Annotated in this window: 14 protein-coding genes and 1 pseudogene; 12 read left to right on the forward strand and 3 right to left on the reverse strand. The window is 39.8% G+C overall.

Translation table 11 applies throughout. The features are described from left to right. Window positions 1-311 precede the first annotated feature (311 nt). Window positions 312-1391 carry a hypothetical protein gene (locus tag L2717_RS16175; RefSeq protein ID WP_248938102.1) on the forward strand — a complete coding sequence of 360 codons (1080 nt, stop codon included), beginning with the start codon at window positions 312-314 and terminating at the stop codon, window positions 1389-1391. 3 nt (window positions 1392-1394) lie between these two features. Continuing rightward, window positions 1395-1931 carry a hypothetical protein gene (locus tag L2717_RS16180; protein WP_220774987.1) on the forward strand — a complete coding sequence of 179 codons (537 nt, stop codon included), beginning with the start codon at window positions 1395-1397 and terminating at the stop codon, window positions 1929-1931. Between the two features lie 284 nt (window positions 1932-2215). Here the strand turns inward: L2717_RS16180 and L2717_RS16185 are convergent, their stop codons facing one another. Beyond that, window positions 2216-3043, reverse strand: coding sequence for a hypothetical protein (locus L2717_RS16185; RefSeq protein ID WP_246611806.1), 828 nt, complete (start codon window positions 3041-3043; stop codon window positions 2216-2218). 488 nt (window positions 3044-3531) lie between these two features. On the opposite strand from L2717_RS16185, the gene L2717_RS16190 reads away from it, so the two are divergent. The 10 genes and pseudogenes from L2717_RS16190 (at window position 3532) to L2717_RS16235 (ending at window position 13565) form a co-directional block, all read left to right on the forward strand. After that, on the forward strand, window positions 3532-3906 hold the full coding sequence (locus tag L2717_RS16190; protein ID WP_220774989.1) for a hypothetical protein: 375 nt from the start codon (window positions 3532-3534) through the stop codon (window positions 3904-3906). 109 nt (window positions 3907-4015) lie between these two features. Then, on the forward strand, window positions 4016-4573 hold the full coding sequence (locus L2717_RS16195; protein ID WP_248938103.1) for a hypothetical protein: 558 nt from the start codon (window positions 4016-4018) through the stop codon (window positions 4571-4573). A 562-nt stretch (window positions 4574-5135) separates the two neighbouring features. Further along, window positions 5136-5762 (forward strand): hypothetical protein, encoded by a 627-nt coding sequence (locus tag L2717_RS16200; RefSeq protein WP_248938104.1) that lies wholly within the window; start codon window positions 5136-5138, stop codon window positions 5760-5762. 299 nt (window positions 5763-6061) lie between these two features. Beyond that, the gene (locus L2717_RS16205) at window positions 6062-6679 is read left to right on the forward strand and encodes a type VI secretion system-associated protein TagO (protein WP_220775208.1); all 618 of its coding nucleotides are present in this window, start codon (window positions 6062-6064) and stop codon (window positions 6677-6679) included. A gap of 19 nt (window positions 6680-6698) precedes the next feature. Beyond that, window positions 6699-7067, forward strand: coding sequence for a hypothetical protein (locus tag L2717_RS16210; protein ID WP_248938105.1), 369 nt, complete (start codon window positions 6699-6701; stop codon window positions 7065-7067). Window positions 7068-7203: 136 nt separating this feature from the next. Next, on the forward strand, window positions 7204-7575 hold the full coding sequence (locus L2717_RS16215; RefSeq protein ID WP_220774982.1) for a hypothetical protein: 372 nt from the start codon (window positions 7204-7206) through the stop codon (window positions 7573-7575). A gap of 679 nt (window positions 7576-8254) precedes the next feature. Continuing rightward, a pseudogene (locus L2717_RS16220) lies at window positions 8255-9307 on the forward strand (DUF4113 domain-containing protein); the annotation flags it as partial. 121 nt (window positions 9308-9428) lie between these two features. Then, on the forward strand, window positions 9429-9704 hold the full coding sequence (locus L2717_RS16225; RefSeq protein WP_220774983.1) for a transcriptional regulator: 276 nt from the start codon (window positions 9429-9431) through the stop codon (window positions 9702-9704). A 219-nt stretch (window positions 9705-9923) separates the two neighbouring features. After that, window positions 9924-10664: an endonuclease gene (locus tag L2717_RS16230; RefSeq protein ID WP_220774984.1), complete on the forward strand. Its 741-nt coding sequence runs from the start codon at window positions 9924-9926 to the stop codon at window positions 10662-10664. A 54-nt stretch (window positions 10665-10718) separates the two neighbouring features. After that, a complete protein-coding gene (locus L2717_RS16235) occupies window positions 10719-13565 on the forward strand; it encodes a UvrD-helicase domain-containing protein (protein WP_248938106.1) in 2847 nt (948 codons plus the stop codon). A gap of 704 nt (window positions 13566-14269) precedes the next feature. Here L2717_RS16235 and L2717_RS16240 read toward each other — a convergent pair. Together L2717_RS16240 and L2717_RS16245 are read right to left on the reverse strand one after the other, a co-directional pair. Then, a complete protein-coding gene (locus L2717_RS16240) occupies window positions 14270-15538 on the reverse strand; it encodes a vWA domain-containing protein (protein WP_220774140.1) in 1269 nt (422 codons plus the stop codon). A 23-nt stretch (window positions 15539-15561) separates the two neighbouring features. Beyond that, window positions 15562-16212, reverse strand: a complete 651-nt coding sequence (locus L2717_RS16245) for a hypothetical protein (RefSeq protein ID WP_220774142.1) — start codon at window positions 16210-16212, stop codon at window positions 15562-15564. Window positions 16213-16252 lie beyond the last annotated feature (40 nt).

Here is a 16252-nt window from a genome sequence, read left to right on the forward strand (position 1 = left end):
AACACTCAACCCAGATAAGGCACCAGAAGAAGGCGTAATAAATGCAGCTTAATATTTAAACAAAGAGTGACAACTATCTTGAAAAACACCGGTGGATGCAAATATTTACATCTATTCAACCCCGCATTCAAATAAGCGGAGAACGTCTTAGAAGCTTCAGAGCACACATTGGCAACACTTGTTATGGCTGGGGTGATTTTAGGCGATATTTGAGGAGCCTAAATACAGAATCCTTATGGCTTTGTCTGGCATTGTCTGGAATGCGCGTAGACGAGCTGTACAAAATAAGCCCTGTTTACGGTGCACAAAGAATGACTTTCGATAAAAATGGCTGTGAGTCGGAAACTGGCAAGGAAACCATTTACTTTTTAACTACACGCCAATCAAAGATTACGCTCAGTAGTCAAACCAAAAATGACACGTTTGTAACCACGCAAGCTGGCTGGAAAGCATTCCATATGCTGAATGCAATTAATACGCCCTATCGCAAAAGATTTGAAAAGAAATATAATCATCGAATGTTTGCAAACTTGAAGGACATCGCTTTTCCCAACCCTATAGGAAAGAGCGCATTGCACACTGTAATTAATACGACGTTTAACCGCGATAAATTTGATTTTACACTTACAGCCGAAGATATGGCGTATTTACAGACCTCAGACCCAACCCAAACATCTTTTAATCAGAGCGATAAATTTCACTTCTCTCCACATCAGACACGGCGATCCCTCGCATACTACCTAATTGGATATGAGCTGTGTTCTTTCCCTGCCTTGAAGCAGCAATTTTCGCATTTGTCGATGGCGATGACGCGATGGTATGCCCGAAATGCCTATTCATTTGAAAAACTATACAGCGAAATACAAAAAGAACGTGTCACACAACAAGCTGAGATATTTGCTCGCATATATCAAAAAATGGCGAATGGTAAGCGTATCGCAGGTGGTAAAGGTCAAGCAGCAGTTGCTGAAATTAGTCGCCAAAGTGAAAGTTATTTTGAAGATGGAGTAAGCAAACGCAAGCTATCAATTGACTACTGGATAGATCGATTGACCAACGGAAAAGAACACTTACATGCTATTGCTCCTGGGATGTATTGTACTAACACTCAATGCTCAATGCGTATCAATATTGATTTAAGTGAATGTGTAGACTGCGAATATGATTTTATTGAAAACGCTGTTTATGCCGAATCCTCCCGCATGGACGCTATGCGCAACATTGAGTTTTTAAAAGAAAACAATGAATTAAATTCCAGTTCTGCAACCAAATACCTGATGCAGGTAAAAGCTGCGGAAGCGATCATGGATGATCTAGGGTTTAAATATGAAAAATATGAAATTGCAGAAGATGTGCTGAATTTGGTTATCGACACGACAATGGAGGTGTAAGGCATGGCAGACAAGTCTGGATTAAGCTCCACAGAAAGGCAGCTAAGAGACGCATTGGCGCGACTTGTTGATCAAAAGCCGATTAACAAAGAGTTGAAACAAAAACTTAAAGCTAACAAGCTTAAAATTGTTGTTTCTAATGTTGAAAAAGAAGCAGGGTTATCAAATGGAGCGGCCAGGCGCTATCCAGAAATAAAAGCGCTGATCGAAGGTGCTGAAGCAACGCGTATTCATGGTGCAAGCAATGTGTCCGATAATGTGGTTCGCGGTCACCCTCTCCACATAAAGGCTAAGGGAGACTTAGACAATGCAAAAAAAGAAATCAAAAAGCTCAATGAAGAAATTGAAAAGAAAGAACAAAAGCTTGGAGATTATAAAAAACGCTTAAAGTCTCAAGCTGTGAGAATGCACGAAGTGACCGTTGCAATGTGGAAACATATACCTGAAGAATGCAAGCATATTGAGTTAATGATCGATATGGAAAAAACGGGGGCAACAAGCAACGTTCTAGAATTCAAAAAGAGAGAAGAATTTGATTAGCTATGAGGCCTATTTTCTTGGTTGAATTGTACTAATCTGGACTCAGCTCGCCAAATTCAAATCACGATGCAACCGATCCGAAAGGTTGCTCTGGCTCTCTTCTGACGCATTCATTGTTTCGCATAACTTAACTAGTTTTGCTTAGTACTGCCTTGTTGACCTAATTTTTGTAATGCTAGAAAGTGTCTACAATATCAGTGGCGATTCAGTATTGCTTCGCCACTTCACATGTCTCATCCATATCAAATGCTGACCGGGTTCAACAGTTCATGTAGTTATACAGGCTATTTGTTAGCTGAGTATCGATTCCTGATCGTTCTGATAGTATCACCAAGGATGAGTTTATCTTCAGGAAAATCTAAAACTACATTGATAATGTCTGCCATTGCTTGATTACTGAATCTAAATCCGATAGGCAGTTGATTTAGTTCATCAAATTTGGCGTCAAACGCAAGAACAAAATCTTTATGGTCTGACGATCTTCCATCTAGTACTGCATCAGGGATTTCAACATGTTGTGGTATTGGTTGAAGACCTTCAAATTCACCAATGGCTTCTACGACCTCAGCCCGTGAAGGCCAGTATTTAAGATCATATTGGTACGCCAGACTTTTAAGCTCATTTTTAACGTAAGCTCCGAAAAGATAGTTATGCTCTCCGCCTTGCACCAACGAATCGACTGCTGTTTGATAATCATGCCGGCGAAAACCAGATAACTCATACAATTCACTCTGGCGTCTTAGCATACCGGCCAGACGACATGAAAGCTCTGAGATATCTTCTTGTAATTTGAGTAGCTCACGCCTATTGGTTCTAGCTTGGATAAACTCTTCCTTCGCAAAATCACCGCTCATCCAGATATGTTCCAATGTCAACCAAACAGCTTCAGCATTTGGCCTTTCTGATTCATAAAGGATAGCTAGTTTGTCAGCGTAGCCAAACTGATTGATTAGCTCGTTGAATACCCTTTCAAGGTTTGATGCCTGGTCAATCATCCGTTGCATAAGTGGCCAGCGGCTCATCCAAATCTTTTTCTCTCGGTTATCTTCAAGTTCCCTTTCTATAAAGGCTACGCAAAAGTCAGTTGGTGAGTTTGTAGGTAATTTCGTCACGATAAGCACCTTTTGTTTCTGTATTTTCGTACTAAGATATCGCTTAGTAAAACGAATTACCGTGTCTCAAAATTTTTATTTTTTGGCCTTCAGACACGAACGCCTTCTGTTATGCCGTGAAACTAATCAAAGATCAACCAACCGATAAGCCTGAACAAACTTACAAGGTTTGATCTCTTGTTGTGAGAGAGTAATCAGTTTGATACTAAGTATTAAAGATTCATACTGAGTATTAAAGTTTCATACTGAAATGGCAGCGATCACATAGGTACTCTGCCTTTTCTAAAACGTTTATGCCCCAAAACGTGTCACAGTTCGAAGGCTTGCTCTTGCTTAGTCTGATAGTTTGAGATACATAAAGTAATGAATACCAAAAAGTATGACCTGCCCATGAGGGATTGCAAACATCGTTACAGTGAAACAGACTTGCCTAGAGTGACTCACTAAACTAAACAGGCAGTTTCCGTCTTTGTTAAGTGCTAGAGGCTATGATGATAAAATGGATTTATATATTTTTACTCCTATCCATAGGTGGCTGTGCTTCATATTTTGATAGCTTAGATCCAAGCGCTGCGGCTGTTAGATATGGTTGTAGTTATACAGAACCTAATTTTGATAAGAATGGTGATTTTATTGCTGGCGCGTATAGCTGCCCAAAATCTACACCACCTAGTTATCTTAAAAGTAACGGATGTGCTTGGGTTGATAGTTACTATCGTAAAGACGGGACATTCGTTAGCGGTTATCAGCGGTGTCATAAACTAAAATACGACCAAAGTAATGCAGGTTCAACCTGTCATTATGTCACTGGTTATTATCGTAAAAATGGCACTTATGTTAAAGGTTACAAAAGGTGCGGATAATATTGTACACATGTGTACGATTAAATAATTGCCTACAATGTGGTAAAATTTCATTGATTACAGAGTTACTGCAGATTGTTATAGACGTTATCGCACAGAAGGGAAATGAATGAGTAACTTGAAATTTTGCCCTGATATTAACGAAATAGATAACGTTATATTTAGGCCGTATATGATAGAAAATGCATACGATTACTACATTATTAGTACCACTTCCACACATCAAAGGATGGGTATTCAGACTGTATTGTGCGCATTAAGTATCGAGATCATCCTAAAAAGTTTTCATGTAACTGTGGCTAGTAATCAAGGACAGCCTAATGAAACTTATAAGTTCAACAAAAAAGAAGCGCTACCTCCCAATGCAAATGCACATGATTTGATAGTTTTATATCAAGCATTACCTGTAAATATTCAAAAATATTTGTTTGATAATGCTGAGCTTGAGGTTCTGACTGAGAGCAAAGATTTATTTACAAAAAGTCGTTACGCGTATGAACCAGAGGCTAATGTTATAAGTGACGATGACATTATAAAATTAACTGCTTGTTTGATTTGTAAAATGGTATTTTTGTACCGTGAGCTTGGGTGCACAGATTATTTTATAAATAATTTTGATGTAAATTATTTATATTTCAGTAAGGTACAGCAGTTTATCTGGGTGTAATGATGTTGTACTTTGTAATAATAGATATATCATTCAGCCACAAATCGCGCCCATGAATCACTCTACATCAGACTTCTTCACACATACAATCCTGCTATTTTGCGCTGGCTTCGGGCTAACGTGTTTTGCCCATTTGCGCCTTAGTAAAGTGCCATCTATCTCACTACAACATCAGTATGTTGACCTAATTTTTAGTAATGATACAGAGTTCTAGCATGATTAGTTATCCAACCGCAATTACGTTAGCCAATTGGGGTTCTACGCCGGAATCGCCGAACCCCAGTTTCAGCTCGGCAATCAGCACATCTAGGTCAATAATGAGTCAGGAGTGAGCGTAAAAGAATGAGAAAGCTAAAACGATATCAAGTGATTACCCACAAAGCTGTATAAAAAAACGCTACCGTAAAAAAGCAAACTCCTATAGCATCATTTATACCAATGGACATGGATGTGGCAGCGGCCAAGTCCAACAAGCGATTTATGCCCAGCAAACAGCGCAGCGCATAAATACTAATGCGTTATGTGGATCTGTACTGTAGTGAAAACGAAAATGGAGATGGAAATGTTTGAGATAACTGATGAAATAGATAAGTTTACTGGAGAAAGGCGGATTAACGCTTTACTCCAACCCCAAGAATCGGGGGCGCCAAAGCTCCAATTCTCGGCAACCATTGCTGGGCACCAATTCCCAGAATTAGCAGGTACCGGCTCATATCACTTTATAATCGAGTGGGAAAATGCAAAAGAAATTAGCGGTTTAGTCGGTGCGTTAGCATTAGCACCCGAAGCTTCAACATTGGAATTTAATCTATTTTACTGCCTTATAGATGGTAGGCTAGTTCGGTTTGAGTATACAGCCATCAGTAAGCACACTGCGCCAACTGATGACAAAAATGAAACTTTGGTTTGTATTGTCTCCATCACAGCTGAAGAATTAGAGAAAATATCCACTGCGACTCTCGTTGAATGCAGAGTAGATAGTCACGAATTCATTTTGAGTAAAGAAGTTAGAGAAAAAATCGGAAAGTTATTGCCGCTGATTGGTAGAGCAAAAACAGCTACGCAAATGTCAAATGAACTACAAGCGCGAGCGGAATCCAACCTGCAATCTATGGCTGGGGCAGGAATTATACTTGGACTTGTAGGGGTGGGTATTGTTATTTTTCTCATAATTAAACTTTTTGGCTGAATGTTTGAGAGTGTAAAAAGGTCTGTGTAAATGGCATTCTAACGATGAACTTTAAACTATAAAATTTTGTCAAAAAATGAGTTATTTAATCACTCTTGCCTAGTCTGGTTCACGCCCTGCACACGACCATTTTTCACAGTTTCGGGATAACCAATTTTTGCCGCAAAGCTTGTTAACAAAGCATTTGTGCCTAATTACCACTATGCGTCAGTTGACCAAGTTTTTGTAATGTTGCACAGTGTCGATTAAATGTATCTCCATAACTTCATGTTTTTAATTACGCCAGCAAGGTAAGCTTTATGAAAGGACTCTTCGTAGGAGCATTGTTTCTTACTCCCGTTATTGTACATGCTGACAATTACATGCATGACATGGCCGTCTGCGCTTTAAAGGGCTCAGACAAAGAGCGTCTTAGCTGTTACGATTCGCTTGCAAGTAAATTAGGTGTTTCTCCTCCAAGTTCTGTTAAATCCAGCAAAATTAAAAATACGGGAAAGTGGCAGATAAGTACTGCAATATCACAAATTGACGACAGTAATAACGTCAATTTGTGGGTAATGGCGGATGACTATATTAAATCTGGTTATGACGAGGTAAGACCAACGTTATTCGTGCGTTGTTCCGAAAATAAAACGTCGGCCTTTATTACATGGGATCTTTATCTAGGAGTGGATTCTACGTCAATGCTAACAAGACTTGATAGTGAGAATGCTGTTACAAGTTCTTGGTCCATATCAACTGACAACAAAGCTGTATTTACAAAAGCTAATGACGTCACATATGTAAAATCACTCTTTGGTCATGACCGTCTTTTAGTTCAAATAACACCTTATGGCGCAAATCCAGTTATTGCAATATTTTCCATAACAGGATTGAAAGAAGCTGTTACCCCATTAAGAAAAGCATGCAAATGGTAAGTAAAACTAGGAGCATTTAATGAAAAAATATTTTGCAACAATCCTGTTAATGAGCATGTCTGCTGTTTCCTATGCAAAGGAAATGTATAGGACCTCGGCAGCCGGAGATAGTGGCACATACTATGTTTTAACACAGGAAGAAATTGAAGATGGAATAACAAAAGTGTTAACCAGTCGCATAGGTAAAGGTAATGAATATACAGACTTTACTGAATTAAAAATTAACTGTACATCAATGCAGTATTTTGAGCTTGCAGGTAGTAATGAAGACGGTGCGAAAGACAATCCAACCAAACCACTCAAGGACTGGTCCAGTAATTCAAAATGGACATCTCTCGTAACTGGTTCCAGCAAATACGACTTAGTTAAATTTATTTGTAAAAAATAAAAAAAGCTTAATTAAAACGTTGCAACACACGCATTCCTGGGTGACTTACTTTGTGGTTTAGCTGCACAAAAGTAGTCACATAAACACAACTAACAATCTGCCGTTAAATTTGGTGTCAGGCATAGGAACGTAAAAAATGAGCATTAAAGTTGAAGCTGGTGATTTAGACAAGGGAACATGGCAATTTGTCGGCATGTTTGGCGCTGCGACAATGACTAGGGCAAGCACAGCGAAGCATATGTGGAAAGGTGAAACTTATAGTTTTGCTAGGGATGTAGAAAGTGTTGAGCTTCTTGATGAAGAGAAGGTTAAAAAATTAGCTGGAACAGCAATTTGGGGCGTTGCTGGTGCAGCTTTGCTTGGCCCTCTTGGTGCTATTGGAGGCATGCTGCTCGGTGGCAATAAAAAAGAAGTCGCATTTGTATGTCACTTAAAAGATGGGCAAAAATTTATGGCAATCACTGATGGAGCTACGTGGAAAAAAATAATGGCAGCAACATTTAAGTAATACCTAACAATGCCAATCAACATCAGTTGCAGTGCTCTTTGAGTAGCCTTGTTGTTGATGACGTTAACCTATAGAGATTTTAATCCGAACCTAGTGACTTAGAGTAAAAAATTTAACAAGGTTTTGTCCAAAAATGAGCGAGTGAATCACTCTACACCAGACTGATTCACGCTATCCCCTAAAACCCGTCCTAATCCCCCGTTTGCGACTATTCTGGGGCGGTTTTTTCCCTTAAGATGAATCAAATCTCTAGAGAACTGATTCATGTCCCTGTTATGCCTATTCCGACTGGTTATATCGAACATTGATTAGTTTGTAGCCAAACGAAGCATTGCTAATAGAATAGCTAATCCGAATCTGGCTAATACGAGTGAATTATCTAACAAGGTTTTGTCCAAAAGTGAGCTAGGAAGCAACAGGCAGATGACATGTGATTACTGAGTCACTTGAACCTGTTTGTGTCGAGTGAAGATTGTCCCTAGGCAATTTGTCTGTTAGCCTTCCTCGGTATTCAAATTATTAATTCCTTAGCGATCAAATTGATTACAAAATTAGACATATGGATGAATCCCTACTAAAAAATAGACAGCAAATTGAGCTTGGTGATTTTTCAGGTGTTAGACGCCAGCAACCTATGTAGCAGAAAGGATGATCACTTACTCGTCTATTTTTAGCAGGAATTATTAGCCAACTGTATGAACTCTATGCCGATTTATCCGCAAAGATGATGAATATCATTGGCCGATTTGCACCAGAGCAGCACGTCTATTCGATTGATGAAAGCTTTCTCTCCTTTAAAAATACTTACCCCGCCATTAAGTGCTTACAGACCCAAGGCCAGTTGATTCGAAAAGCGGTTTGGAAAGAGACGCGTTTACCGGTTTGTGTCGGCATCGGCTCAACACTCACACAGGCTAAAGCGGCCAATCACGCGGCAAAGAAGTTACCTGGCTATCATGGTGTGTGTGTTATTGATAATGAACAAGACCGGATTTCAATTTTACAATCAATGAGTGTGAATGATGTCTGGGGCATTGGACGCAGGATAAGCAAAAAACTTGAATTGATGAACGTAAAGACCGCCTATGACTTAGCCAAAATCCCTGCAGGTTTAGCGCGTAAGCAATTTAGTATTGAAATAGAACGCACTGTGCGTGAACTCAATGGGCAAGCGTGCAAAGTGTGGGACGAGGCGAGGGCGGATAAGAAGCAAATATTCTCGACTCGTAGTGTGGGCGAGCGTATTACCGAGTATGAGGATTTACTGCAAGCCTTAAGTAAACATGTGGCGATTGCCGCAGCGAAAGCGCGTAAGCAAGGTTCAAGCTGTAAAACCATGTTGTTGTTTGCCAGCAATTCCCCCTACGATGAACGCCCAACAGGCTTTAAGACCTTAGTGCATTTTGCTTGTGCTACCGATTGCAGCATTGAACTCACTCAAGGTATGACGCAAGCAGCATCTCAACTTTTCCGTGCAGGCGTACGTTATTATAAAGTCGGCGTGGGCCTGATTGATTTAGTCAGCACCCAGCATGGCCAGTTAGATTTATTCAATGTCTCAAAAGCTAAACCCGCGTTAATGAAGACTCTTGATGGCATCAATCAACGTTATGGCACAGATACCTTATTCATTGCCGCCCAAGGTATCGAGCAAAAATGGGCTATGCGCCGAGACTTACTCACGCCACAATACACTACCAAGTGGCATTGTCTGCCCGAGATAAAGTGTTGATATCCGGCAGTAGATTGATTCGTTAATGCCTCAAAGCGTGTCAGTATAGCTTAGACCCAATTTTTAGTCATACTACAGAGTGGCTACTGTAACTGTGACGATTCGAATAGAGGAATTGATAATGAAGAATACTAAAATCAATATATTGCTCTCAAAATGTGACGCTACCACACCACTATCTGATGACTTAGCGGCAAGGGTTGATTCTCCTTCTGTCGGGAATGAGATTATTACTTATTGCGAAGAGACGCCTCTGAGTTCTGATGATGAGTATCGTGCAGCTTTAAAGAAAATTGAAGGATTGTTTGATGCAATACCTAATACAGCTGAAGGTTCCGAGCTTGAAAAATGGATTTCATTAGTTGAATCATATGAAAATGAACACTTCCCAATGTAACTCACTGTTGCCCCGAAGCTTGATACGGACATCGAACTGACTTTGATTGCCTCTAAGTAGTTGACCTATTTTTTGTAATGTTACTTTTTTTGAGAGCTGTTTTATTCAACTCTCCGATCTAACGTTACTTTTATATGTACTCGTGTAATTTAAACAGTTGGGATGAATGCATTTTTCTGATATAAAACAATATCTTCTTAAATCTCCTATAAGAACGTCATGAACCACTCAAAATTTATGCTGTCTGTTATTCTATTTCTCATCAGCTTTCCATTGTTTGCAGAAGGTAACAATACTAACGATTCCTTCAACAAAGCAAAAAAAACGCTCGAAAGAAATGTTTATCACGATAACCGCGTAACTATTTATTGTGGTGCTAATTTTGATGGCTTTTTAAATATTAAAAAGCCTTCTGGATTTGTAACGACAAAAAACCTAAAAAGAGCTAAAAAGGTCGAATGGGAACATGTGGTTCCTGCCGAAAACTTTGGGCGTGCTTTTAGTGAGTGGCGTAATGGTCATATCGAGTGTGTCAATCGTAAAGGCAAGTCATTTAAAGGAAGAAAATGTGCTGAGAAGATGAATGCTGAGTATAGATATATGCAGGCCGATATGCATAATCTTTTCCCTGCAATTGGGGCTGTTAATGCGCTTCGCAGTAACTACAACTTTACTATGTTGCCTTCAGTCAATTCAGATTTTGGCAGTTGCGACATGCGTATCGATGATAGAAAGGCTCAACCACCAGAAAGCTCTAGAGGAACGATTGCGCGCACTTATATGTATATGGAACAGTCTTATTCGAAATACAAAATGAGTAAACAGCAGCAACAGTTAATGACGGCCTGGGATAAACAATATCCTGTGTCTAAATGGGAATGTAAACGTGCTAAGCGTATCGAGAAGCTTCAGGGCAATCCAAATGAAATTGTTAACTCAAGATGTCTTTCTGTTAACTAAAAAAATCTAAGATTACAGTGGCAATAAACGCTCTAAATGAATTTGGGTCTAGCTATGCGAAAAGAAATGGATTTTTTACCTGCAAATACGTTAGGGAGATTATTAGGATACAAGGGCATTAGCCTTGAGCGTACAACATTAGTCGTCCACATGAGAAGCGTACAGGCAGCACTTGATTTAACTCAGTGTAATGAGTTCGTGCAGATGAATGAACGGTGGTATGGCAGTCAATTCACATTGACGTTAAACAACGCCTCACAATCAATCCGTTTCCTAAAAAAACAGAATGCAAAGGATTTTGTTCACGCCCTGAATAAACAAATAGCTATCTCATTCTCTGAATATCTTTCAATATTGGTTGCCACATGGGAGAGCGCTGTTGTTACTCAATATCCAAGACAATCATACCTTGGTGAGCTTCAACAGCTTTGTTCGAAAATCACTAAAGGGTATACAAAAAATTCTGCTATCTGGAACCAATATTTAAGTGATGCTTTAATTGATAAAATTCATGAAATTACTCAATTCCATCCGGTTTCATATACTGAGCTTCAACAACACCATGAAAAGATCCACCTCGAAAAGCGTGAAGTATTTTTAGATAACGTCGAATCAAACAAGCTAACGTTAGAGCAACGCCTTGGTGTGCTTCGCTCTGATGACTTTAACATGGTACTCGCAGCCGCAGGAACCGGTAAGACATCAGTGATGGTTGCTAAAGCACTAGATTTAATTGATAGAGGTTTAGCCAAACCAGAAGATATTTTGATTTTGGCCTACAACAAAGCTGCCTCGAACGAATTAAAAGTTCGACTAGATAAAAGCTCAAAAAAAGCTGATATAACGTTAGATAAAACGCCACATATATCCACGTTTCACTCTCTTGGTCGTCAGGTGTTGAGCGATGCAAGTATATCAACCTACATGAGTATTTTTGTCGAAGACCCGCTTAAACTGAAGCAATGGGTAACAGATTGGTTGCTGAATTATTTATCTGAGGATATAAGTCGTCTAGTCGACTTTATCAGCTTAACCCCAGAGCCTGTTGACCCATTTTCCATTAAGACACAGGCAGAGTACGAAGCGTATGTTCGCGATAATGAACTTCGGACGCTCAATGACGAATTGGTAAAAGGTTATCAGGAACTGCTGATTGCAAATTTTCTGTATTTGAATGGGATTCCCTATACATACGAAGCCAGATATGTCAGTAAGCGCAGGATTGAAATTGGTTTTGACTACAAACCTGATTTTCATATAGACGGTACTCATATTTATATTGAGCATTTTGGTATAGATAGAGCAGGCGGCACACGTCCAGATATCGATGCCCATCAATACAATGAAGACATAAAGAGTAAACGAACATTACATATTAAGTGTAGGACTACGCTTGTTGAGACATTCCATTATGAATGGGTTGAAGAAACGCTCACATCTGGCTTAGAAAAGAAACTTAAAATCTTAGACGTAGAATTTAATCCTATCAATAGTGAGCAGTTGCTTGAGCAGCTTCAAAGCACCGGTAAGATAGCTAACTGGTCTGATTTATTGTTAAAAGCATTATCATCAATCAGAGTTGAGCGACTTGATTACGATAGCATGCTTGCACGCTTTCAACGTGCAAACATCTCGCAACCTCAGAAGTACACTGTGTTACTGAATGCTCTACATGAAGCTTATGTTCAAGAGCTTCATGAGCAAAATGCGATTGATTTCGATGACATGATTATTAGAAGTATTGAAGCTATAGACAAAGGGTTGTTCACACCAAAATGGACTTATGTACTTGTTGATGAATTTCAAGATATCTCAACTGCACGTATGGATTTGGTCAAAGCCATTATTAAACGAGGACCAACACCATCTTTAACTGTGGTCGGTGATGACTGGCAATCTATTTACCGATTCTCCGGTGGCAAGCTTGAACTCACTACTCGATTCGATGAATTAGTTGGCCTTTATACGGAAACAAAACTGCAAAAGACGTTTAGGTACAATAACAGTATTGCTGACACGGCAGGCTTGTTCATAATGGAAAACCCTGAGCAGTATAAAAAGTATATTGTCACGCACACTAAGGTCGACAGTTCACAAGTTTACATGCTGGATGACAAAGTCGGTGTCAAAGATGGTTTATATCAAAGAGTAGTAGAAGTTGTTTCAAAGATTAAAAGTGTCGATAGCACCGCTAGTATCGCTGTCATCGGACGTTATAACTATCTGTTAAACGAATCTAAAGCAGCTTTAGTCAAAAATAGATTAGTTGAGAACGTCTCACTTTGGAGTTTTCACAAGTCTAAAGGACTGGAGGCAGATTACTGTATTTTAATCGGTTTTTCACAAGGGAAATTAGGTTTCCCTAACGAAAATATTGACCAGGCAGTGATAGAAGCACTCTTACCAGCGTTAGATTCATATCCTCATTCTGAAGAAAGAAGATTACTTTATGTTGGCCTCACGCGAGCCAAGAAGAAGTCTTACATAATCGGTGACCCAACATCACCGTCAGCATTTATCAACGAATTATTAGCCCCAAAATATGAAGTCAATATTCATTCGAAAGCTTTCCAGGAGCTCTATAGGAAAAAATTTAAATGCCCTAATTGCGAAGAAGGTTATTTGAAACTAATAAATGGTAAGTTTGGCGGATTCTATGCCTGCAGCACAGGAAAGGGATGTCGGGTAGGTAAGGCGCGTGTATGTACTGAATGCGGTGCACCATCAGTTGATAATCGAGGCTCAAGTGATTGTAATAACCAGGATTGTCGTCATTCGATGAGGATTTGTGAGCAATGTGGAAGGCCTATGATACTACGAAATGGCAAGTATGGTGAGTTTTGGGGCTGTTCCGGTTATAGTACACAAGATGACCAATGTAAGAATACTAGTAAGCAATAATTCCTAATTGGAATGGTTATTACGGAGCTTTATGGGTTTATGTCCATACATGTGCTTTCTCTGTAAGTCATATATGCCGCATTGAACAAGGGAGTCTGATATGCATATGGTTTTATTTCAGTTGTTTTTACTTCGAAAGCTATATCTGACATCGTTAGCACTATTTCTTTAATGTGTTGAGGATTGATAGTACGGGTAATTCTCAATTTGTCAAAAGTGTATAGTTATTTATAGGTAAAATAAGTGTATGGGTGATTATTGCTAAGTACAACGATAGATTTCCCACTACAATCAGAACATCGATGCTAGGTGTACTTCGCTAGACGCTTACACTTGAAAACGACGATACGTTAAAGCTGATTCAAGATATTGACGATAGGGCTGAATACTTTGATTCATTAGCAGAATTTAGTATTTTATCAGCGAGGGTTAGAAGCTTTAAAATAGTTATATTCCAGGGAAAGGATCTGAACGTATGAGATAACCGCAAAACGGCACGACTGGTACTCTATTGAAAAAACTAGCTAGATTTTTAAATTTTTTGAGTTAGTGGGGGAATACAATGACTTTATGGTGCATACTTGTGCTCAGTGTTCTAGCGTAACACTATTACTGATGCAATGCGGTCATTGAACGTTAGTAAGGCTAGGTTACTTAAGCCGAATAGTGGATTAACGCTATTCAGCTTAAGTGCAAGAGTTTGATTACCTAATTATCGATTTACGCTTGACCTCAGCAAGCCAGCCAGAGAACTCAGTCAACAGCTTGTCATAAAGCACATTGTCCGGTACCGTTTTGAAGTTATCAATAGGGAAAAAGTCAGTGTTATCAAGAAGGCGATCGGTGAAATCGTCCAGTTCTTCTAATATCCCATATTTGTGCCCACCAAGACCTACAAACTTCCAGAAAATTGGGTAATTGGCCGACTCGCGAATTGCATCTTTGATAGCTCTTGTCTTAGTGATTCCACCATCGGTAATGAAGACAACAAACACCGGTTCATCGCTATTTTTGAAGTGCTTAATAACATCTGCCATTACAGGTGGCTCATTATTTACCCCACCAAGCGTCGGCAATAATTCGAATAGCCCACGTTTACCCGAGTTTTGGATGCCAGAGATATAACCTTTAATGTTACTTAGCGACACATCAGGGTATTTTTTGTGGCGTTCACCAAATCCCCAAACTTCCATCTGTCCATCGTCATCAAACTGTGTTGCCAAGACAGTAATTCGCTCTAAAACAGCTTGAACATTACCTTGCTTGAATTGCTGAGTCATAGAACCAGATGCGTCGAGAACGAAGGCGACCTTAGCCTTAACATGCTCTAGTTTGTGCTTAGCCAAACTAATACTCACTGGTTTGGCTAGATTGATGAGATGCGGCGCTTGCTCTTGTAGCTTTTTCTCCAGGCTTACCCCCGCAGTTGGCTTGGACGCCTCTAGAATGGGGGTAGGTGCAGGGGCAGGCTCATCATCCACATCGACACCATAGTTTATCGCTAATGCCGCTAGGCCGCCATTAAACCCCATTCCAAGCGCTTTAAACTTCCATGCGCCGTTATGCCGGTAAATCAGCCCGACGATCAATGCTTTCTCGCTGCGATTGTCCAATGGCACATTGAAACTAGCCTGCCCATCCACCTTTAAGCTCAGACTGGCAAGATGGCCGACCGTACTGCTTCCATCCACTACCATGGTCAAAGCAATCTTATCAACAGTGGGCTCGACCTTTGCAGTGCTCACAACATAGCGGCCACCTGTAGGTGTCTTGCTATAAACAACCGCCCCATTGATTGATTCTGGCTGATTGTAAAAAATGAAGTCACTATCACTTCTCACTTTGTCTTGGTTCGTCAACAAGAAGGCAGAGGTATCCACTTCACCCGCAAAGTTTACGCCGTGCTGATAGTTCATATCAATGACAAGTTCGCTACCACTTAAGCCAGTGTTTTGACCTGAAATAAGTTCCATATTTCCCCCTAACTCGACTCTTATTAATACCCTAAATCACCGCCGCGGCTGACTTTAGTTCTAGCTTGCAAAGCCATTAAGCACTCATCACGCTTTTGCTTATTGGTGAAATTTATTTGACGTGAACCAAATGCACCATGAATATAAAAGTTGACCCCTTTTTCCCGTGTGATATTGGTTATTTCCTTAATAGGAATTTCTTCACACTCTCCCATTTGTTTTAGAAATTGAAGTCGCAGATTTTCGCTTGCACTTGCGTTCGCAAGATCAACTGGGATTATCATTCTATTAGAATCGTCATTGAATATAACGCCTAAATATCGCACAGCCACACGCTGAGCAAGCTTACAGACCGGGTAGATACCTAGCGCGAGAAGTATGGCATCCAGACCGAGTATAACCTTTTGGTAATCTGGGCCCACAAGACCTGATAATTGACTCGTAGCATAAAACATAATGATCAACGTTGTGGTAATTAAGCCTACACTATACACAATGCTTTTGATTAGTTGAGCGCTATCAAATACCCGTTGAGCATTACTTGTCGAAAAATAGATTTTCTTCAATTTCTTGTAATGAAAGAACGACACAAACATAAACGGTAAAAATAGTAAAACTCCTGCCACCATGAAGAAGAGTTTTATCGACTCATCATTCGCTTTTCTTCTCGCCATTTTTTTCCCATACTGCTTGATAAAAAAGGGCAAACTCCGT

The sequence above is a fragment of the Shewanella glacialipiscicola genome (assembly GCF_023283485.1).
Taxonomy (GTDB): domain Bacteria; phylum Pseudomonadota; class Gammaproteobacteria; order Enterobacterales; family Shewanellaceae; genus Shewanella; species Shewanella glacialipiscicola.